Origin of the sequence: Bacillus kwashiorkori (assembly GCF_001375515.1) — a bacterium.
GTDB classification, from domain to species: Bacteria; Bacillota; Bacilli; order Bacillales; family Caldibacillaceae; genus Bacillus_BK; species Bacillus_BK kwashiorkori.
This window is the reverse complement of sequence record NZ_CTDX01000011.1, coordinates 54,389-76,024: the sequence shown is the minus strand read 5'-3', so window position 1 is coordinate 76,024 and position 21,636 is coordinate 54,389. Positions and strand designations below refer to the sequence as shown.

Here is a 21,636-nt window from a genome sequence, read left to right as displayed (position 1 = left end):
TATGTTTAATAAATTATCCTTAAAAATTGGACTATTATTCTTTGTATTCATGTTAATTATCGAGGTTTTTGTTTATTTTATTCTATATACAAATATAGCAAATGAACGTATTGATGAAGTAATGAATAGTTTATTAGCTCGTGCCAATACACATAGTGCTGTCTTGGAAAATAACTTTAATTCATCCACGTTGGAGCATGTTGCTATCATGGAGTCAGAATCGGAATTTGCTGTTATTATTACCGATGCCAATGGTAACATCATCATTAATTCCGATCCTGTCGAAAAAGAAATGTTTGAAGTAATTGATCATACGGATTATAAGGATATACCCAATTTAGGAAAGGTAGTAGAACAACGTTGGTCGGAAAGACAATATATAGCAGTTGATAGTCCCATTACGATTGATGAAGAACATCAAGGGCATGTCTTTATGTTTGCTAATACCAATATTGTAAAAAATATGGTTAATCATTTGAGTGATCAATTTGTCATAGTTGGACTAATCACCATTGTTTTAACAATCTTTACCGTTTTTATTCTTTCTCGTTTTATTACGTTACCATTAATGAAAATGAAAGAAGCAACGGAACAACTAAGCAAGGGGAAAACTCAAGTGGAATTACATAAGGAACGAAAAGATGAACTAGGAGAATTAGCTGGTTCTATCATGAGGTTATCAAGTGATCTTGAACGATTAAAAAGTGACAGAAATGAATTTTTGGCAAGTATCTCTCACGAACTTAGAACGCCATTAACCTATATAAAAGGGTATGCAGATATCATAAGTAAGCAAGACATAACAGACGAAGAAAGAAAGGAATATCTGGATATTATACGTGAAGAAACAGAGCATTTAACAGTCTTGGTTAAAAATTTATTTGACCTAGCTAGAATGGATGAAAATAAATTTGTAATTAACCGAAAAAATATTATCTTTAGACAACTAATTCAAACGATTGAAGAACGAATTGCTCCAGTATTAGAAGAAAAAAATATTACACTTTCTTCTTCATGCCCAGTAAATATCATAGGTAATATTGATCCCGATAGGATCCAACAGGTATTATTGAATATACTGGATAATGCCAGAAAACATACACCCGAAGGAAAGTCTATATCATTAGAAGTAACCCAGAATGAAAGAGAAATTACTATAACTATTTTAGATGAAGGAGAAGGAATTCCAAAAGAGGAATTACCTTATCTATTTGAACGGTTATACCGTGTAGAAAAATCGCGTTCCAGAGAAAGTGGCGGAACGGGATTAGGATTAGCTATTGCAAAGGAAATTATAGAATCCCACGGAGGGACGATTGAAATTGAAAGTGAACTTGGGAAAGGTACAAGGGTTATTATTCAATTAGCAAGAGGTGAATAAAATGGTTAAAGCTCTGTTAGTAGATGATGAAAAACGAATGCTAGATTTATTAGCATTATATTTGAGACCATATAATTACATATGTAAAAAAGCTATTAGTGCAAAAGAGGCATTATCGTTTTTAAAAGAAGAGACTTTTGACATTGTACTTATCGATATTATGATGCCTGAGATGAATGGTTGGGAATTATGTCAAGAGATAAGAAAAGATTCGGATATCCCCATTATCATGGTAACCGCTCGTGAACAGAAAGAGGATATTATTAAAGGCTTAAAATTGGGTGCAGATGATTATGTAACAAAACCGTTTGACGGGGCTGAGTTATTAGCAAGAATAGAAGCTGTATTACGTAGAATGAAACCTGCGAGGAAGATTGAAGTAAATGATCTTTTATGGAATGAAGATGAGTTTGAGTTGTCATATAAAACTAATACAATAAAGTTAACACCAAAGGAATTTACCATGCTAGGTTATTTTATGAGAAAACCAAACCAAGTGTTTACTAGGGAACAATTAATTGAATTAATTTGGGGATACGATTCACACACAGAAGGAAGAACGGTTGATTCCCACGTACGGAACATGCGAGATAAAATTCGTCAATCTGGATTTCCAATCGATGATTATTTAAAAACTGTTTGGGGTGTTGGATATAAATGGGTAAACAAGCCTTCATTATAGGAATAAAAAGGTCTTTAATACAATTATAAAAGAAGACCTTTTGTTTTGACACAAATCTTTTACATAAAATCATAGCCTTATTCAATACTGTACAGGGGTATAGTATGATATAGTATGGATAGAAGGATGAATAATACAGAAAATAATAGGAAATTCATCTAAATATCCATACCAAAGGAGGAGTAATAATGAATAACAATGGAAATGAAGAGAATCAACACAACCACAATAGGCATAGAGAACATGACCATCATAATCACAAACAACATGAGAAACAAGAACATCGCAGTCATCAACATCACAATCATGAACATGAAGATATGCATGGTCATCACAAACATGGACATGAAGAACACAAAAATCACGACCACAGTCATGGACATAGTGGGCATCATGGTGGACATGGTGGACACGGCGGACATCACGAACATATGGTAGAAGATTTTAAGAAACGTTTTTGGATATCCCTAGTTTTATCAATTCCTATTTTATACTTGTCTCCAATGATTCAAATGCTGATTGGATATGAAGTAAATTTCACAGGTGATACCCTTTTACTTTTCTTGCTTTCCACGATTGTCTTTTTCTATGGTGGAAAACCATTTTTACTTGGTGCATGGGATGAGTTAAAAGAGAAATCGCCTGCAATGATGATGTTAATTTCTTTAGCTATCATCGCCGCTTATGTATATAGCACACTGACAGCATTCTTTATCGAAGGCAGCGACTTCTTCTTTGAATTAGCTACTCTTATTGTAATTATGTTGTTAGGACATTGGATAGAAATGAAATCCCTGATGGGTGCTTCAAAGGCACTGGAAGAGCTAATCAAGTTAATGCCAAAAGAAGCCCATAAACTGGACAAATCCGGAAATATTGTTGAGGTAACAGTCGAAGATTTACAACCGGGTGACCTGATTTTAGTTAAATCGGGTGAAAAGATTCCAATTGATGGTGAAATTTACGAAGGAGAATCTACCGTCGATGAGTCTATGCTTACAGGAGAATCTGTCCCTGTTGAAAAAGGACCCGGAATGGAAGCGATAGGTGGTTCCGTCAATGGTGATGGTGTATTAAAAGTTAAGGTAAGTAAAACAGGAAATGACACCTACCTATCCCAAGTTATTAAATTGGTAAGCGATGCAGAAAAATCAAAATCAAAGGCCCAAGGCTTTGCGGATATTGCTGCTAAATGGTTATTCTATGTTGCTCTTGTAGTAGGGATTATAACCTTTGCAGTTTGGTGGACTAACGGGGATTTAGATTTTGCTTTGGAACGAATGGTTACCGTTTTAATTATTGCTTGTCCACATGCACTTGGTTTGGCAACACCACTAGTAACAACTAGATCTACTTCCATTGCAGCTAAAAACGGCTTGTTAATTCGAAATAGAGTAGCATTTGAAAGTGCATTTAAATTGGACCGCGTGGTGTTTGACAAAACAGGAACACTTACGGAAGGTAATTTTGGTGTTACAGATATCCATCCAAGTGAGGGAATTAGTGAAGAAGAATTATTGAAATTAGCCTATTCTGTTGAAACACAATCAGACCATCCAATTGCTAAAGGAATTGTGAAAGAAGGAAATGATCGTAATTTAACCCCCCTTGATGTTAAGGATTATCAGAATTTAACTGGGAAAGGGTTAGTAGCTAAAATCGGTGATGCAGAAATTGCTGTTATTAGTCCCGGTGCTATGAAAGCAAATAAAATTTCTTTTGATGAAAAAATTTATGACCAACTGGCTTTACAAGGGAAAACAGTCGTATTTGTTCTTAAAGATAATGTCTTACAAGGAATGATAGCCCTAGCTGATATCATCCGTGAATCTTCTTATAAAGTTATTAAAGAATTAAATGACCGTGGCATAGAGACGGTTATGATGACTGGTGACAACACACGTGTAGCAAATTATGTAGGAGAAAAATTAGGTATTTCCAAAGTCATCGCTGAAGTACTTCCCCATGAGAAATCAAATAATGTGAAGTATTTAAAACAAAATGGAAAAAAAGTGGCGATGATTGGAGATGGAATTAATGATGCCCCCGCCTTAGCGGAAGCTGATTTGGGAATTGCTATTGGTGCAGGTACAGACGTTGCGATTGAAACAGCTGATGTCATACTAGTTAACAGTAATCCAGTAGACATTTTAAATATCATTAAATTGTCTAAGGCAAGTCGCAGGAAAATGGTTCAAAATTTAGGATGGGCTGCTGGGTATAACATTGTTGCTATTCCTTTAGCTGCAGGTGTATTGTACAATGTTGGGTTTGTCATAACCCCTGCCGTCGGAGCCGCAGTTATGTCACTCAGTACTATTATTTGTGCAATAAACGCTCAATTATTAAAAATCGATTAATAGAAACAAATAGTTTATGTTTGGCTAAGCATGTATGGTATTGCTTAGCCTTTTATTTTTCTGTAGGTAAATTCTGTTCATAAATAGTACAAAGAATCTGCTTAATTTCTGCAAACTTGTAACGTAATCTAACAGAGAGTGTCTTTAGATAATACCACCGTTATACTATATTTCCTATAAGGAGTGATACATACTTATGAGTTTGGAGGAAACGAAAAAGAAGAAGAAAAATAAAAGGAAAAACAGATTAATTTTTAGAACTTCTATATTAATTGTAATGGTTGGAGCTATTATATTTGCATTAGTGTCTAATATACAAGCGGATAAAACCATTTATCAAGTCGGAGATGAAGCACCTGACTTTGAATTAAAGCAAATTAATAAAAATAATGAATTAGAAACTATACGACTAAGTGATTTTAAAGGGCAAGGTATTATGCTGAACTTTTGGGGTACTTGGTGTAAACCGTGTGAAGAAGAAATGCCTTACATGCAAGAGCTTTATCCCGTATATAAAGAAAAAGGAATTGAAATCATTGCAGTTAGTTTGGATAATACAGAATTGGTTGTAGATCGATTTATTGATAAATATGATCTAACCTTTCCAATTCCCCATGATAAAACAGGAGAAGTCAGGGATTTATACAAAATAGGACCAATTCCAAGTTCCATATTCATTAATCCGGATGGGGAAATTCAAAGGATTGTAAATGGGGCCTTATCATTAGAAAGTTTGGAGAGTTACTTTAAAGAAATATTACCAAAACAATAGACCGCAATTTTCTAATAAAGGGGGATAAAATTTTTGAATGAAATAAATATATTTCTAGCTTTTGGTGCTGGTTTCCTTTCTTTTATTTCACCGTGTGTATTACCACTATATCCGGCATTTTTATCTTATATTACCGGAATGAGCGTAAGTGAGATAAATGAAGAAAATAAAAAAATGAATAAAAAAGCTCTTTTACATACCGTTCTATTTTTACTAGGGTTCTCAAGCATTTTTATTATGATTGGTTTTACCACCTCTTATATATCGGAATTCCTATTAACCTACCAAGATGCCATTAGACAAATTGGTGCTATTTTAATTATTTTCTTTGGACTAGTGATTGTTGGAATTTTTAATTTTAAATTTCTAATGAAGAATAAAAAAATCACATTCAAAAATCGTCCCGGCGGTTATGTTGGTTCTTTCATCATAGGAATGGCATTCTCTTTGGGATGGACTCCTTGTACCGGTCCAATACTAGCTATTGTGTTATCATTAGCTGCAACAAATCCTGATGTTGGTATGATTATGATGATTAGTTATGTTTTAGGTTTTTCGATCCCATTTCTATTATTAGCATTGTTTATTGGTAAAATTAAATGGATTAAAAAACATAGCCTAAAATTAATTAAAATTGGTGGATACATTATGATTTTCATGGGAGTAGCACTATTCTTTGATTGGTTGACGAAATTAACTTCCTTCTTAGCTGGATGGTTTGGTTTTTATGGATTTTAAAATATATTTTCCATAATTTATCTATTACATCTGCACGAATAATGCATATTTGAACATTATAATTTGTCTTGTAGATTTTGTTACAATGTAGAATATCGTTTGTTTTACATGGTAGTATATATTAAGATTTAACAAATTAGATGAAAGAGGAGTCGAACAATATATGAAAAAAGGATTATTGGCAGTAATTGGATTATTACTTATTTTAATAGTTGCTGCTTGTAGTGAAAGCGAAAGTGCATCAAATGAAAAAGAACCACAAGATATCAAGAAAATGGTCCAAGAATACAGTGTCGGGGATTCTGGTGATGTGTCTGCTTCTATTACTTCAGAAGAGCTGATTGTAACTGATAGTGATGGTAAAGAGACTACCTACGATCTTCCCGAAGATGAATTTTTTGTTTCCATCGCACCATTTGTTGAGACAACACACCCTTGTACTAATCACAGCTTAACAGGTTGCCAAGGAGAATTAGTGGAAAAAGAATTTGATGTTTATATTCAAGATGAAGATGGTAATGTGGTTGTTGATGAAACTATGACATCATTCGAAAATGGATTCATTGACTTTTGGTTGCCACGTGACAAAACATATAACGTGAAGATTCAATATGATGGAAAAACAGCTGAATCTGAGATTTCCACTTTTGAAGGTGACAATACTTGTATAACAACAATGCAATTAATCTAGTATTATTACCTCGTGATACTATTTAAAAAATAGAATAAAGATTATTTGGAAAAATTATATGGTTTTATAATATTTTCATTAGAATTGAGTGTTTTTAGATAAAGCACTCGATTCTTTTTTGCTAAATTTTACTATTTAGGATTCTTTCTTTGGCTCCCTTTTATCCTTATTACTACTGACTGTAAACGAACTAAGTTATAGATTAATACCTGATAATCAAATAATACAGAAAATAAAATTCACACTATGATTGAAGCACCCTTGTTGGATAAAAAATTATATCAAGGGGGATAGTAAAATTTGTACTTAATCTTGAATCAAAGGAGGATTTTCAGATGGCCGTGTCTTATGAAGAATGTATTAAAGCTTGTTTAGAATGTATGGAAGCTTGTAATGGGTGTTATGATGCTTGTTTAAAAGAAGAGAATGTAAAAATGATGGCGGATTGCATCCGCTATAATAGGGAATGTGCTGACATTTGCGCATTAGCAGCAAAAGCAATGCAATCGGATAGCCCTTTTGCTAAGCAGATTTGTAAGCTTTGTGCTGACATTTGCGAAGCATGTGGAAAAATGTGTGAACAACATAACCATGCTAATCATTGCAAGGAATGTGCGGAATCTTGTTTTAAATGTGCAGAGATTTGCCGAACAATGGCATCTTAAAAATAAAAACGGCAAAATTAGGTCTAGCAAGGTCAGTTTAGGAAAAGAAAAATAAAAATAGAGAAGCTAATAGCAATTATTTGGCTTCTCTATTGTTATAACAAGGATAGGGAGGTTATCAATACGAATTTAACATCGAAATTGGTATGTAAATTAGCAACCGTCTAATAATCAAATTCACGCTACATCCTTTGTTATTTTACTTGCTAATAACATGCTGTTTTCGTACAAGAAAAGGACGATTATTCTACTAAATAGATTAATCACCCTTCCGTATTTTAACTTCCGTTTTCAATTGTCTTCTTCAACTAAAGCACCATAGTTTAAGTATATTTATCGCATTTATCCTGCACAACAAGATAATTTCGCCACATCTTTATCAAATGTAAGAGCAGTTAGTCTTAATCCTTCTGCCATTGTTAAATATGGTGCAAGACTATCTTTTAAATCCTCCACAGTTAAACCAAACTTAACTACTAGAGAAGCTGCATAAATCACATCACCTGCATTTTCAGATACAATATGAACTCCGAGAACTTTTAATGTTTTAGCATCAGCAACAATCTTAAATACACCTGTCGTTTCATGGTTTACTAATGCTCTTGGAACGGCATCTAAAGATAATAGAGATGTTTTTACATCATAGCCCTGTTCTTTTGCTTGTTCTTCTGTTAAACCAACTGTTGCAATGGAAGGTTTTATAAACGTGACAGTAGGAACAACTGATAAATCTAATCTTTTATTTAACCCACCAATCGCATTATCAGCAACAACTCCACCTTCATAGGCTGCTACATACACAAATTGCGGCCCTAATGTTACATCTCCTGCTGCATAAATCTTTTCGTTACTAGTTCTAGCATAATCATTTATCAGGATTTCGTTTCTTTTTCCGACTTTAACCCCTGCTGCACTTAGATTTAAAGTGTCCGTATTTGGTTTTCTTCCAGTTGCAATAAGTAATTGATCGGATTCTACGACATTATCTTTGCCATTCACCGTTACATAAACCTTTTTCACCTCACCAACTTGTTCTATACGTTCATAAGTTGCTCCTGTTACAAGGTTTATACCTTGTTCTGTCAATACTTTTTCTACGGCTTCTGAAATCTCTGGATCATATTCTTTTAAAAGACGCTCACTTCTCTGTATAAGCGTTACTTCTGAACCTAAATTATGAAACAGTTGCCCAAGTTCCAATCCGATATAGCCTGAACCAATAACCGTTAATCGTTTAGGCATCTTTTTTAATTCGAGTAGTGTTGTACTTGTTAGATAATTCACTTCTTCAAGTCCTGAAATCGTTGGTATAGATGGCGAAGCACCTGTTGCAATTAAAAATCGTTTTGCAGAAAGTTTCCTCCCATTTACCTCAACTGTATTTTCATCAAAAAACTTAGCTTCACCTTTTATTAAATTAATGCCATATTCATCAATTAAATCTATATATTTTTGATTACGAAGTTTGCTAACTAATTCATCCTTTTGGTTCACCAAAGAGGATAAATCGACTTCCCCTGCAGATGTTTGTAAACCTGTGAACGGATTTTCTTTTGCGAAATGATTGATTTCCCCTGCTCTTAGAAGTGTTTTTGATGGAACGCAGCCAATATTTACACAAGTTCCTCCAACTATTTCGCGTTCAATTATTCCCACTTTTGCACCATATTCTATTGATTTAATGGCGGCAGAAAAGGCAGCCCCACCTGAACCGATAATTAGTAAATCATAATCATCTTTGTTGTGTAACTCAAAGCTTTTCAAGTCCAGCAATGAAATTTCTTCTATTTCTTCTGGTTGATAATTAGCTTGCTTAATTGCCTGTCTTACACTTTCAGCATTAATATCATCTGGTAATTCAAAAACCGATTCGCCACGCTGAAAAATGGTTTCGATATTTTTAGCACCTATTCCATTTAATGCAGTATCAATTTGTTGTTCACATCCTGTACAAGTCATTCCATTGATTTTAACCTGATATTTTTTCATTATTTATCCCTCCACTACCATCTTTAGATTCAACAGTATTTTCAATCAAAAATTAATGATTCAATAATAGGACATTGATATAATGCTTTTTGATCTGGACATCGACTCTTTAAGTCCTTTAACATTGACCCAATACGCTTTAAGTCTGCAATTTGTTCTTGAATTTCTATTTCCTTTTTTGATACAAATTCAAATATATTTTTGCAACGAATTTCATCATTATCGACAACACCAAGTAATTTATAAATTTCACTCAATGAAAATCCCAAGTCTTGCAGTCTTTTGATAAATTTTACCCGCTTAATATCATCATCCGAATAGATCCTATAACCTGCATTGGTTCGGGAAGGTTCTCTTAGTAATGATTTTTTTTCGTAATATCTTATTGTTTCTTTATTTACACCACATTTCTCTGCAAATACACTAATTTGGTAACTCAAATTATTCACCTCTATAAATATAATAAACCGTGTACCTTAGTACACGGTCAAGTATAATATTAGGTTTCTCTTCTTCAAGTATTCTGCCCGTTTAAGTAAGTAATATATTTACAAACTCTACTTATATCATACCATATTTATAAAATGCTCAGAAAACAATTAATAGAAAAATCGGTAAAAGTCACCGTTTAGTTTAAAGTTATGATCATGCCTTTTTCTAAATTTAATTATTTAACAAGTGTTGAAAATGTTGATAGGTTTTTACCTGTTCCTGAGCATCTGCATGGGGAACAAATGACCAACCCATACGATTGATAAAATCAGAATATCTTTTTTGAATTTCTAACTGTTGCAAAGCCATTTCCACATGCGCATTTCTAACATTTCTATCTTTCATTAATAAAGCAGAAGTATAATTTTCATTTGACATCAATTTGGCACCAGCATGTGCTTCTAATGCAATCCATTTATCGTTGTATTTATTAACTCCCGTACCATCTGCTCTTTGATTGCTTACATCATACATATTTAAATCCGGAACTTCAACATACTCATTATTATCAGGATTAATTAAAGATAACATTACCCTAACATGCGACATCATTACATTTATCTGGAGGGCAATAATACTTTTCAAATCTGGATTTGTAGTATTAATATGATAGACTTTTAACTTATTTATCATTCCTTCGTGTGTAGACAAATGTTCGGCCATTAAGCCAAGGTCTACAGATGGTAAAGTTGACATATAACTCACCTTTCATTAAATAAATTCCCTTTAATATATGCTGTTTAATGAAAATCTGTTATTAATGCCCACTCTTATCTAGAAAGTGAAAATCAAGTGGATCAATGTAATTCAATACCAAAAATAATATTACAATGGTAAAAATCATTAAGAATGGATATTTAAAAAAGGAAAGAATTTGTTGGTTGGCTTGTTTACGAATTGATTCTTCAGCTGCATATAAAACAAGTAACAAAACCATTGTTATCAACACAGCTATAATATTAATGATCGCATTCGGCCTAGTCATTGCTACCATATCTCCTAGCATGGCTCCCATCATCCCCCCCATTAGTCCGGAGAGTATGCCATCAATGACAGCAGGAAGACCTATAGGTAATCCTGCTAAAAAACCAACAACCAATCCAATTATTATAGCGTAAATGGTTGATTTAAATAAATCACCATGAAAGATGACCCCTAAAATAGTTCCCATTAGAATTCCTGCCGACATCCCTAATGACATGGATATCATCATTCCATTCATTTTTGTTACCCAATTTCGGTAATGCACTACATAGATAATGGTTGTTATAACTTGGGTGGCACACAACAAAAGTATAAAAAATAATGAAATTGACATTATTTCAACCCCAATCTTAGTTTGTCCACTTTTATTGTATTCACTGTTAACCCGCATTATGATATACCCATATAGGGTTTATTTTTATATTTACTGATAACAGTACAAGAGAGTTATCGTAAAAATAATCGAAACCTCCGTTCCTTCATCTAAGCTATTATCTATTTGAATTTCCGCTTAACCAAAAAATACGGTGAATTATGTCACCGTATTTTTTGATTATAATGAGTATATTTCCGAAATGCTCATATAGATTATTTATATAATATTTAAGCTTCCACTTTTTATTCCACTTTAAATTGTCCCATCATTCCTGCATCTTCATGTTCAAGTATATGACAATGATACATAAATACACCAGAATGATTAAATGTAGCAATAGCCCTAACTTTTTCTCCCGGATACACAATAAACGTATCCTTCCATCCAGTTTCATTAAGTGGCGGTGGATTTCCATCACGATCAATTATTTGAAATTGGACACCATGCGCATGGAAGGGATGAACAGTCCCTCCCATCATTCCCATTCCACTCTCATTGGAAACTTCCCATATTTCTGTTTCATGTATATCCACAAATTCGTCGATTCGATTCATATCCATTTGTTTTCCATTAATGTTGACCATAGGCCCCATTCCTTGAAAAACAAATTCTCTAGTTCTTACTGCTTCATAAGGATCAATCTTTTCAATGGTAGTTAATTGTTCTGGAATGGTATAGTTGGATTCACTTTCACCGTTTACAACAAACTTCATAAACTCTGACCCTTTATTCGATAATTGAATTGTATCTCCATCCTTAAAATTTGAAAAATCAACTAGGATTTCTGCCCTCTCGGCTGGACCCAGAATAAGCTCGTCCATTTCTATTGGATTTTCAAGAAAACCACCATCACTTGCAATTTGATAAAAGGTTTGGTTATTACTATAATGGAGTTCATACACACTTGCATTCGATCCATTTAATAACCGTAGCCTCATCATGCCTTTTGGAACTTCCAAATACGGATCTACAGCCCCGTTGACTAGCATTGTGCCTCCTTGTAATCCGTTCATCACATCATGCATTCCTAGTTCATATTGAAAACTTCCATTTTCATTAAATTGTTTGTCCTGAATGATAAGTGGAACATCATTCACCCCATATTCTTTTGGAATATCCAGAGAGTCAGAAACTTCATCTTCAATGAAAAATAATCCCGCTAATCCCTTATATACTTGCCTCCCGGTATTTTTTTCTGGGTGAGGGTGATACCACAGCGTAGCTGCAGGCTGATCTATCGTAAATTCCGGTGTCCAAGACTCTCCCGGTTGAATTCCTGAATGTGGGCCTCCATCTGCGTCTCCATCCACTTCTAGGCCGTGCCAATGAATTGTCGTAATTTCATCTTCTAAATTATTTTCTACCTGTACGGACACGTCTTCCCCATTTCGAACTCTAATGACAGGGCCTAAATAATTTCCATTATACCCCATCGTTTCTGTTTCCACTCCTGAAATAAATTCCTTTGTTGCATTTTGGGCAGTTATATGGAATTCAGCTTTATCTGGATCTGGATTTTTATCCTCTAACAATGGTGGGATGGGTAGAGATGAATTTCCAGCTATATCCGTTTTATTAAAGGAATACCCATTATCTGATTCATTAATTGGATGTATTGGAAATCCCGATACACCCGAACCTTGTATAAAAAAGAGGTAATACCCTCCGAAAATAATTACTAATCCAGCCAAACTAATACCTAAATATTTCTTCATACTTTTTCCTCCTCGTGAGTGAAGATGTTACCCAGCCATTCAGATTCTTATCTATTCATAAAGTTTCATGCTTTGGGAAGAAAACTGTAATTTCCGTTCCTTCCTTCCATTTACTGCCGATTTGAATTTTTCCACGGTGTGCATCCATTAATGCCTTGACAATAGACAATCCAATACCTATTCCACCTGTTTTTCTGTCTCTTGATTTGTCCCCTCGGTAAAATCGTTCAAATAGATAGGGTAGATCATCCTCTTTAATCCCAATCCCTTCATCTTGAACACAAAATCCAACATAACCATTAGAATCCACTATCTTAACATATACGCTATTCCCTTCAGGGGTATACTGAAGGGCATTATTAATTATATTCGTTAACACTTGTAAAACACGATCCTGATCCGCATGTAACCAATATTCTTTAGTTGGCTTTTGAATATTTAATGAAACGCCTTTTTCCTGAAAGGCTGGGGTAAATTGCCCATCTAATAAACGTAATAAATATCCTACATCTATATTGCTTTTGTTTAGTTTTATTTGTGGATTTTCAGCGGCAAGTAACTCTTCCAGTTCGCCCACTAGACGTACTAAACGCATCAATTCATCATGACTTTGCTGCAACCTTTTTGGCGTTGGTTCAAATATCCCATCTTGAAAAGCTTCCATTTGACTTCTTAATGTCGCAAGTGGGGTTCGTATTTCATGAGCAAAATCAGCAGTAAACTGTTTACGAAGTATCTCTTCCTTTGATAACGATTCAGCAAGTCGATTAAACGATTCACCAAGTGGCTTCATTTCATCTGACAATTCCTTAACTGGTACACGCGTTCGCCATTTATGGTCTTGTAATTCTTGAATAGCTTTTGATAACTTTCGATACCCAGTTGTTAGGCGTTTAGAAAACAATAGGCTAAACACGAACGCTAAAACAACTGTAACAATAATAGCAAGATAAATATTCGATTTAATTGTATTTAAAAAAGCAATGTCTTCCCCTATCATTTCCTCTGGATAATAAACTTCCATATTGCCTACATATCTTTCATCAAATGTTAAATCATAAGTATTTTTTCGGTATTCCGTTTTCATATCGATGTCCGAATCAGAATGCATTCCCATCCTATTCATCATTCCGAGCATCATCGTTGTATCTGCTATTACCTGTCCTTCTTCATCAGTAATTCTATAAAATAAATTGTCTGTCATAGCTTGTTGATGCATTAAATTTATTAATTGGTTATCAATAAGTTTCCCTGTTTCTTTATAAGAATTAATTGCTTCATCTTCTATAAGCTTACTTCTTTCCTCTCTATTAATTTGTAAATATTCGTTAAATTGATCTTCAAATCCCCATAGTATAGAGAAACTAGTAAGAAAAATACCAAAAAGTGACACAACTAATAGGTAAAAAAGGATTTTAGAACGAAGTGTCAATCGACGCATCAGACGCTCCTCCAAACTTATATCCCATCCCAAAAACAGTTAAAATAAATTCTGGGTGGCGAGAATCTGTTTCAATCTTTTTCCGAAGGTTTTTTATATGTGTATCAACACTTCGTTCATATCCTTCAAAATAAGATCCATCATCCTGAATTTTTTCCAGTAAATCCAAACGACTGTAAACTCGTCCGGGGTAGCTTGCCATAGCTATTAATAGCTTATATTCGATAGGAGTTAGTGGTATGATTTGGTTATTCAATGTCATCTCCTTTTTTAAAAGATCTACTGTTAGCTTTCCTTCATTGAACGATAAATGGTTTCCACTATTTACTCTTCTTAACCTACGTAAAATAGCCTTTGCCCTTATTACGACTTCTCTTGGACTAAAAGGTTTTGTAACATAGTCATCTGCCCCAATAACGATTCCATTAATTAAATCGTCTTCTGTCGATTTTGCTGTTAACATAATGATAGGAACATCACTTTCTTTTCTCGTTAATCTACATACCTCTTCACCTGAAATATCTGGCAACATAAGATCTAAAATAATAATATCTGGATTATTTTCTTTTATTTTTTTTAATGCTTCTATTCCATTAGAGGCAGGAATGGTTTCCCATCCCTCTTTTTCAAAGTATGCTTCTAACACTTCAAGAATCATATCTTCATCGTCAACAATAAGAATTTTAGTCATGTTAAACCACCTCTTTCATATAGTATCATCAATTAAAATGAAAATGATAATCTTCACAACTTCCACATAAGTTCACCACAAATTCTACATTTATAAGAGGTATGATTTAGTTAAGAAAAGGAGATGTTATAAATGAAAAAATTAGTAATAGGTATATTAACTGGAGCCGTTCTATTAGGAAGTGCAACTTTTGTTGCAGCTGAATCAAATGGTAATGGATTTTTCAACTTTGAAGAAATGAAACCTTATATTGAAGAAATGCATCCTAATTTATCACCAGAACAGCAAGAAGAAATGTTTAACAACTGTCACGGTGAAAATGGTATGATGCAAAACAATACCGGATTCCGTGATATGATGAATAATATCTAGTTTAGAGAGGTGATCCCATATGATGGGGATGATGAGCATGATGGGTTACGGTTTACTAGGATGGATCCTTAACCTTCTAGCTATCGGTATCGTTGTATATTATGCCACCAAATTAGCATTGAAAAATAATCATAAAAATTAATAGTAACTTACAATCCCTTTTAAGTGGTAAATGTCCCCTTAGTTGGACGACAACTAATTGACCATTTAGATAATAATAAAGAAGCCGCCACCCTTTGATCTGCTAAATCAAAATAAGGGTGACGGTTCGCTATGCAAAGTAAATACATTTTTGTTTATCCAGAAATAATTCATTCAGAACAACATTATCATGCTAACTAAAAATGCCAGCAGCATTCTCGGTATTTTTAAGATGTTTGATTTCTAGGATTAAAATTTGCCCCATTTGTTAAATTAGGAATGAAAATAAAGCGTTGAATGTACCATTCTCAAACATGATATAAATCCCTAGCCCTATAAATACAATAGGGACAATCCAACGTTCATATTTCTCAATTTTTTCTGATACAAAATCCAAAGAAGCTAAGCGATAGCTGACATAACATAGAACCCCAACCATAATGAAGAAGACAATACTAGCAATAAGTATTTCAACCGTGTTTAATGCCGTGAAATAAGGTATATAAATAGAAAAGTCATCTGCACTGGAAGACAGCACAATAAATATGACTGTTATATACAATTTATTAAACCGATTTGAGGAAAATAAAGATAATATATTGCTTTCATCTTCATCCTCCTCTCCCTTGATCCAAATCTTAATCCCCAGATAAAGTGGAATAAGCCCTAGAAGACCTAAAACCCATTGCTGAGGGATTAACCATGTAATACCTAGAGCTACTAAAAGACTGGCAGCTATAATAATTGCCGTACCTATGTATTGTCCAATCCATATATGTTTCGCTTGTCCTTTTTTTATTTGTGAAAACAAAAGGATTAAAATAATAAGATAATCAATCCCTGTTGCTACATAAACTGCAGCCGCAGTAAGTGCCGTTGTAATCATTTTTTTCATCTCCAATATTTCAGGATTGGGCTTTTCAATAAGAAGAAAAGCCCTGAGATTGCAAATTTAGTTAATATTTATCTTCTTCCACTCGCATTAGTCTTAAACCATTCAATGCTACTAAAAGAGTTGCTCCCATATCTGAAAGGATGGCAATCCAAAGTGTTAGCCAACCGGGGATAACCAATAATAAGGCAATGAATTTAATTGCTAATGCGAAGGTGATGTTTTGCTTAATTATAGTAAGTGCTTTTCGGCTTAGTTTCACAGAAAATGGAAGTTTTCTTAAATCATCTCCCATTAAAGCTACATCTGCTGTTTCAAGGGCAGTATCTGTCCCTGCTCCACCCATTGCAATTCCAACTGTAGAGGCAGCTAACGCAGGGGCATCATTGACACCATCCCCAACCATCGCTACGTTGCCATATTTAGATCTCAATTGTTTAATAAATTCTAATTTATCTTGAGGCAATAGTTCTGCTTGAATATCCGTTACCCCAACATGACCTCCAATTGCATTGGCTGTACCTTTGTTGTCACCTGTAAGCATGATGGTTTTTTTGATTCCAAGTTGATGTAACTTTTGAATGATTTCCTTGCTGGATTCACGTACTTCATCGGCTACTGCAATGACAGCAAGTATTTCTTTTTCAGTTCCAACCATCATTGCGGTTTTACCTTGATTTTGTAGGTTCTTAACAATTTGCTCTTGTTTATTATTAAAGTCAACTGACAGATTCTCAAATAATTTCGGATTTCCAATGTAGTAAGTCGTACCGTTGATAGTCCCCTTAATTCCTTTTCCTGTGATAGAAGAGAAATCATCCACGATTACATGAGTGTAGGAAATGTTCTCCTCATCTGCTTTTTTCATAATAGCTGAAGCTAGAGGATGCCCGGAACGATATTCTAATGCAGTAATGATAGACAACATATCTTCTGCATTTACCTGATTGTTCAACATTTTAAAATCTGTTACAACTGGAACTCCTTTTGTAAGTGTACCCGTTTTATCAAAAGCTATTGCTTTTAAAGCACCCATTTCTTCTAGATAAATTCCGCCTTTGATAAGCACACCTTTTTTAGCTGCATTTCCAATTGCTGAAACAATAGAAATAGGAGTTGAAATAACTAATGCACAGGGACAACCAACGACCAATACTGCTAGCCCTTGATAAACCCAAGTTCCCCAGCTGCCACCAAATAATAATGGTGGTACTACAGCTACCAGCCCTGCGATAATCATAATAATAGGCGTATAATATTTTGCAAATTTATCTACAAACGCTTGAGAAGGCGCGCGTTCCCCTTGAGCTTCTTCAACAAGGTGAATGATTTTGGAAATTGTTGTATCTTCAACAAGCTTTGTTACTTTAACTTCAAGTATTCCCTCTTCGTTTAATGTACCTGCAAAAACTTCATCATCCACTGTTTTCTCAACTGGGACTGACTCGCCTGTAATAGTTGCTTGATTAACAGCCGAGTAACCATGTACTACTACACCATCCATAGCAAGCTTTTGACCGGGTTTCACAATCATAATATCGCCAACAGCAATATCATCAACATGAATCATCATTTCTTGCCCATTTCTTCTAACAAGCGCCTCTTTCGGAGCAATATCCATTAAAGATCGAATTGATTGTCTTGCTCGGTCCATAGAGAAACGTTCTAAAGCTTCACTAATTGCAAAGAGAATAACAACAATTGCACCTTCTGCCCATTCTCCAATAATAGCTGCTCCAATAATAGCCACTGTCATAAGAGTTTTCATGTCAAATTCAAAATGTAGTAAGTTTTGAAACCCGACTTTAAAGAGTGAATATCCCCCAATAACGATGGCTGCTGCAAACAATAGGGAGGTAATAATATTTTCTTCCCCATTAACAAACTGAGAGATATAACCAAAAACGATTAATAAAGAAGCGTATAGTAATGTGCTGTGTTTTTTATAAAATGGCTCTTTCTCTTCTTTAACCTCTTGTTTCTCTTCCCTTAATGGTTTATCTGGAGCGACTTTAAGGTTTTCAAAAGCACCAGCTTTTTCTAATTCCTCGATAGTTGTATTCCCATATACCTCAATTTTAGATGCACCAAAATTTACTTTTGCATCATGAACCCCTGATAATTTTTTTACATTCTCTTCGAATTTACCCGCACAATTGGCACACGAAAAGCCTTCAACCCGATACACATTTTTATCCTGATGAACAACAATTGGTGTTTGCCGTTTTGGTTTTTCAGGCATTACTTTAAGATTTTCAAAAGCGCCAGCCCTTTCTAATTCTTCAACCGTTGCATCACCATATACGGATATTTTAGATGCACCGAAATTTACTTTTGCATCTTGCACATTGGGCAGTTTCTTAACATTTCTTTCAAATTTCCCTGCACAATTAGCACATGAAAAGCCTTGTACTCGGTAGGAAGTCATTTCCACTTCAGACCGTTCAGCTTGTTCAGACATTTACCTCCACCTCTTTCTTATGTGTTAATGCAATCATCATAATTTGTTTGATATGTTCGTCGTTTAATGAGTAAAAGGAAAGCTTTCCTTCTTTTCTATAGTTGACAATCCTTTGCTTATAAAGTGTTCGTAAATGATGAGAAGCATTAGCAACTGTAACGCCTAAGATATTAGCTATATCACAAACACATAGTTCATCTTCCTGACACAAAGCATAGGTGATTTTTGCTCTATTTTCGTCGGCAATTGCTTTTAACATTTGAGAAACACCTGAAATATCTACTGTTTGTAGATCACCCTGTATTCGATTAACCTTTTCCTCGTCATAACAAAAAATTTCACAAGTATCTTTCTTATTCAATTCATCACCTCATTCAAGTATTCGCTTGATTATATAATAACTTTTTCCAGCGCAACATTCAAGCATATACTTGAATGAAATAAAAAAGAAATGGGTATTTCCAATTCTAAAAAGTACTTCTTCAATTTCCCATTTAAGTCAAACAATCACATAAGGTCCCATTTCTCTTATCTAGTATTTCATTGTAATATCAGTATGAAGGAGGATTAGATATGGATATATCAAGAGTTGCAATTTATGCTCGTGTAAGCACAGAAGAACAGGCAAAAGAAGGTTTTAGTATAGCCGCGCAACTTCAAACACTTCGGCAATATGCTCAAATTTATAACTGGGAGGTGATTGATGAATATGTCGATGAAGGAATTAGTGGTAAATCCGTAAAAGGACGGCCTGAAATGAAAAGACTAATTAAAGATGTAGAGAATGAGAGATTTGATGCTGTAATAGTTTGGAAAATTTCCCGACTTTCAAGAAATATGCTAGAAACACTCATGATTCTAGATAAGTTTGAAAAATACAACGTGAAATTTATATCCTACTCAGAAAACTTTGATACCAGTAGTCCTATAGGTCGTTTAGTACTTCAAATTATGGCCTCAATCGCTGAAATGGAGCGAAATACATTAGCGGAAAACGTTAAGCTTGGGATGAAACAGAGAGCTTTGGAAGGGAGATGGAACGGCGGGGTTGTATTTGGATATGACACTGTTAAGAAGGAGCTAGTTATCAATGAAAAGGAAGCTGAAGTAGTACAGTTAATCTATCATATGTATGCAAATGGCAAAGGGCTAAGAGCGATTTCTAACCACTTAAATAAAGCTGGATATAAAACCAAGCGTAATCGTTATTTCTCCATCAATGGAGTAGCACAAATCCTAGACAATGTAATATATAACGGTAAAATCAGTTGGCTAAAATTTGAAAATTGGGATTCCAAACGAAGAAAAGGGAAAAATCCAAATCCTATTCTTGTAGAAGGAAAACATGAACCTATTATTTCGGACGAACTATGGAGCGTTGTACGAGCAAGGAGAAAAAGTAAATCATTTAAGCAGCGTCAATCAAACGAACCATTTTTACTTAGTGGCCTTTTACGCTGTCCTGATTGTGGTCAAGGAATGGTTCCGTCAATTACAACACATACACGAAAAGATGGGACGAAACGAAAACATCGTTATTACGTTTGTAGCGATTTTCATAACAAAGGATCTGCTGCTTGTAAAGCTAATTCCATTAAGGCATATAAAGCAGAAGAAACGGTTATCAAGAAAATTGAACATTTTAGTTCTAATAAGAAGAGATTATATAAGACGATCACTGACATAAGTTCAAGTTCTGCTCATTCGATAAGTAAGCTTAACAAAGAATTAGAAAAGATTGAAATACGATTAAAAGAGATTGAACAATTACAGGCAAAGTATATGGATGCCTTTGAGAAAAACACTCTCCCTGTTGATATTCTACAAGAACGGTTACAAAAGGTCTCGAATGATAAAAGGGGGTTAGAACAAAAGAAAAATGAGATTATAATACAATTAGGATCTATCGATTCAAAAGTAATCCAACCAGATTTGATTGAAAATTTACTGAAAAAATTCTTATCAGTATATAGGAAGACATCTAGGGAAAATAAAAAACAATTACTTCAGTTGTTAATCGATAATATCTCAATCAAGCAAATAGATAAATCTAGAACCATAAAAAACATAGAACTTGAATTTGATTTTACTGAACTGAATATATCGAAAACCTTTATACTAATCCACTTGTTGTATCGAGAAACGGATAATGAACATACATTTTCAATACCCGCTTCCGATAAAGAATTACCACCTTATCTACAACAGTTTTTGCCTCTATTTGTGGTACGGTTCACCACGATTAATCCGAAAAGCACGATAAATTTGTTCTAGCAGGATTAGGCGCATGAGTTGGTGGGGGAAGGTCATTTTGGAAAAGGAAAGGGCCATGTTACTGCGGGTTTGAACCTCTTTGCTTAAGCCGAGTGATCCACCAATTACGAAGGAGATCTTACTTTTTCCGTATGTCCCCAATTGATCTATTTTTTCCGCTAACTGCTCGGAACTTAACATTTTTCCACCAATTTCAAGTGTTATTACGTATGTATCTTGTTGCAAATGGGCGAGGATTCGTTCTCCTTCTTTTCGTTTTACCTCTTCCATTTCTGCAATACTCATATTCTCTGGAGCTTTTTCATCGGCAAGCTCTACTATTTCCACTTTTGCATAAGCTGATAATCGCTTTAAGTATTCTTCTATCCCTTGTTGTAAATATTTCTCTTTTAGTTTCCCTACTGAAACAATTATTATTTTCATACTTTAACCCTTTCATTATAATCGGTTGTTGTTAATAAGTGAATCCGTTGTCCCCAATTGATAAACAGTTTATAAACATGTTACTGACAAATAATC

The 21,636-nt window shown here is 34.3% G+C and carries 21 protein-coding genes; 10 read left to right on the top strand and 11 right to left on the bottom strand.

Annotation, left to right across the window (positions count from 1 at the left end; genetic code table 11):
* Position 1: 1 nt before the first annotated feature.
* The 7 genes from BN1242_RS02990 (at position 2) to BN1242_RS02960 (ending at position 7,289) form a co-directional block, all read left to right on the top strand.
* On the top strand, positions 2–1,381 hold the full coding sequence (locus BN1242_RS02990) for a sensor histidine kinase (protein WP_062351113.1): 1,380 nt from the start codon (positions 2–4) through the stop codon (positions 1,379–1,381).
* 1 nt (position 1,382) lies between these two features.
* Positions 1,383–2,063 carry a response regulator transcription factor gene (locus tag BN1242_RS02985; protein ID WP_062351111.1) on the top strand — a complete coding sequence of 227 codons (681 nt, stop codon included), beginning with the start codon at positions 1,383–1,385 and terminating at the stop codon, positions 2,061–2,063.
* 188 nt (positions 2,064–2,251) lie between these two features.
* Positions 2,252–4,423 (top strand): copper-translocating P-type ATPase, encoded by a 2,172-nt coding sequence (locus BN1242_RS02980; protein WP_062351109.1) that lies wholly within the window; start codon positions 2,252–2,254, stop codon positions 4,421–4,423.
* 196 nt (positions 4,424–4,619) lie between these two features.
* Complete coding sequence (gene resA / locus BN1242_RS02975; protein WP_040047918.1) at positions 4,620–5,195, top strand: thiol-disulfide oxidoreductase ResA; 576 nt, start codon at positions 4,620–4,622, stop codon at positions 5,193–5,195.
* A gap of 33 nt (positions 5,196–5,228) precedes the next feature.
* A complete protein-coding gene (locus BN1242_RS02970; RefSeq protein ID WP_060681782.1) occupies positions 5,229–5,933 on the top strand; it encodes a cytochrome c biogenesis CcdA family protein in 705 nt (234 codons plus the stop codon).
* A gap of 163 nt (positions 5,934–6,096) precedes the next feature.
* The gene (locus tag BN1242_RS02965) at positions 6,097–6,624 is read left to right on the top strand and encodes a CueP family metal-binding protein (RefSeq protein WP_062351106.1); all 528 of its coding nucleotides are present in this window, start codon (positions 6,097–6,099) and stop codon (positions 6,622–6,624) included.
* Between the two features lie 335 nt (positions 6,625–6,959).
* Positions 6,960–7,289, top strand: coding sequence for a four-helix bundle copper-binding protein (locus BN1242_RS02960; protein ID WP_062351103.1), 330 nt, complete (start codon positions 6,960–6,962; stop codon positions 7,287–7,289).
* A 342-nt stretch (positions 7,290–7,631) separates the two neighbouring features.
* On the opposite strand, the gene merA is transcribed toward BN1242_RS02960, so the two are convergent.
* The 7 genes from merA to BN1242_RS02925 all read right to left on the bottom strand — a co-directional run bounded on the left by merA (position 7,632) and on the right by BN1242_RS02925 (position 14,977).
* Positions 7,632–9,278, bottom strand: coding sequence for a mercury(II) reductase (merA, locus tag BN1242_RS02955; protein ID WP_062351100.1), 1,647 nt, complete (start codon positions 9,276–9,278; stop codon positions 7,632–7,634).
* A 41-nt stretch (positions 9,279–9,319) separates the two neighbouring features.
* On the bottom strand, positions 9,320–9,718 hold the full coding sequence (gene merR / locus BN1242_RS02950) for an Hg(II)-responsive transcriptional regulator (protein WP_062351096.1): 399 nt from the start codon (positions 9,716–9,718) through the stop codon (positions 9,320–9,322).
* Between the two features lie 223 nt (positions 9,719–9,941).
* Positions 9,942–10,466: a spore coat protein gene (locus BN1242_RS02945; protein ID WP_062351093.1), complete on the bottom strand. Its 525-nt coding sequence runs from the start codon at positions 10,464–10,466 to the stop codon at positions 9,942–9,944.
* Positions 10,467–10,527: 61 nt separating this feature from the next.
* Complete coding sequence (locus BN1242_RS02940; RefSeq protein WP_062351090.1) at positions 10,528–11,145, bottom strand: hypothetical protein; 618 nt, start codon at positions 11,143–11,145, stop codon at positions 10,528–10,530.
* 227 nt (positions 11,146–11,372) lie between these two features.
* Positions 11,373–12,845: a multicopper oxidase family protein gene (locus BN1242_RS02935; RefSeq protein WP_062351088.1), complete on the bottom strand. Its 1,473-nt coding sequence runs from the start codon at positions 12,843–12,845 to the stop codon at positions 11,373–11,375.
* Positions 12,846–12,900: 55 nt separating this feature from the next.
* Entirely contained in the window at positions 12,901–14,286 is a 1,386-nt protein-coding gene (locus tag BN1242_RS02930; protein WP_062351085.1) for a sensor histidine kinase, read from the bottom strand.
* Positions 14,261–14,977, bottom strand: a complete 717-nt coding sequence (locus tag BN1242_RS02925) for a response regulator transcription factor (protein WP_062351081.1) — start codon at positions 14,975–14,977, stop codon at positions 14,261–14,263. The genes BN1242_RS02930 and BN1242_RS02925 overlap by 26 nt, the downstream gene beginning before the upstream one ends.
* A 132-nt stretch (positions 14,978–15,109) precedes the next feature.
* Between BN1242_RS02925 and BN1242_RS02920 the strand changes: the two genes are divergently transcribed.
* Complete coding sequence (locus BN1242_RS02920; protein WP_062351078.1) at positions 15,110–15,349, top strand: hypothetical protein; 240 nt, start codon at positions 15,110–15,112, stop codon at positions 15,347–15,349.
* A gap of 19 nt (positions 15,350–15,368) precedes the next feature.
* Positions 15,369–15,491, top strand: coding sequence for a hypothetical protein (locus BN1242_RS13805; RefSeq protein WP_275259439.1), 123 nt, complete (start codon positions 15,369–15,371; stop codon positions 15,489–15,491).
* Positions 15,492–15,758: 267 nt separating this feature from the next.
* On the opposite strand, the gene BN1242_RS02915 is transcribed toward BN1242_RS13805, so the two are convergent.
* From BN1242_RS02915 to BN1242_RS02905, 3 genes are all read right to left on the bottom strand, one after another.
* Positions 15,759–16,376, bottom strand: coding sequence for a CadD family cadmium resistance transporter (locus BN1242_RS02915; RefSeq protein WP_040036845.1), 618 nt, complete (start codon positions 16,374–16,376; stop codon positions 15,759–15,761).
* Between the two features lie 70 nt (positions 16,377–16,446).
* Positions 16,447–18,843 (bottom strand): heavy metal translocating P-type ATPase, encoded by a 2,397-nt coding sequence (locus BN1242_RS02910; RefSeq protein WP_062351075.1) that lies wholly within the window; start codon positions 18,841–18,843, stop codon positions 16,447–16,449.
* Positions 18,836–19,204, bottom strand: coding sequence for an ArsR/SmtB family transcription factor (locus BN1242_RS02905; protein ID WP_040047916.1), 369 nt, complete (start codon positions 19,202–19,204; stop codon positions 18,836–18,838). The genes BN1242_RS02910 and BN1242_RS02905 overlap by 8 nt, the downstream gene beginning before the upstream one ends.
* Before the next feature lie 212 nt (positions 19,205–19,416).
* Between BN1242_RS02905 and BN1242_RS02900 the strand changes: the two genes are divergently transcribed.
* Entirely contained in the window at positions 19,417–21,117 is a 1,701-nt protein-coding gene (locus BN1242_RS02900; RefSeq protein WP_062351071.1) for a recombinase family protein, read from the top strand.
* Here BN1242_RS02900 and rlmH read toward each other — a convergent pair.
* Positions 21,061–21,540, bottom strand: a complete 480-nt coding sequence (gene rlmH / locus BN1242_RS02895) for a 23S rRNA (pseudouridine(1915)-N(3))-methyltransferase RlmH (RefSeq protein WP_062351069.1) — start codon at positions 21,538–21,540, stop codon at positions 21,061–21,063. The genes BN1242_RS02900 and rlmH overlap by 57 nt on opposite strands.
* Between the last annotated feature and the right edge of the window lie 96 nt (positions 21,541–21,636).